Here is a 422-nt window from a genome sequence, read left to right as displayed (position 1 = left end):
TGCTGAGGCCATAAATTCAATGCTGAGGCATCGCCACGGCGGGTCCGCGCTGAATTGGTCTTAGGATAAACACTAGGGGGAAAATGACCAGAAGGGCGATGGCAAAAAAATAGAACATGTCGTTGAATGCCATGACGGCGGCCTCACGCTTAATAACCTGAAAGATGTTCACAATGGCGAGCTGAACAGACTGCGGATCGCTGCCGGACTGGTGGATGCGTTCCTGAGCAATAACTGAATTGGCGGTGACCCTCTCCATTAGACGTTGCGTATGAACCGAAGTCTGACGGTCGAGCATGAGTCCTATCACGGCCAGTCCGATAGACCCGCCTAGGTTACGGGCAGCCGTGTAGATTCCGGCTGCGTCCTGCGCCTGCTCGCGAGGTACGGAGCTCGTCATCGCCTGGTTCAGGAAGACAAGG

The 422-nt window shown here is 55.0% G+C and carries 1 pseudogene; it reads right to left on the bottom strand.

Annotation, left to right across the window (positions count from 1 at the left end):
• Window positions 1–16: 16 nt before the first annotated feature.
• A pseudogene (locus EQW76_RS29200) lies at window positions 17–422 on the bottom strand (EmrB/QacA family drug resistance transporter); the annotation flags it as partial.

It is taken from the genome of Rhizobium sp. rho-13.1, from assembly GCF_007000305.1.
GTDB classification, from domain to species: Bacteria; Pseudomonadota; Alphaproteobacteria; order Rhizobiales; family Rhizobiaceae; genus Rhizobium; species Rhizobium rhododendri.
This window is presented reverse-complemented; position numbering and strand designations above follow the sequence as displayed.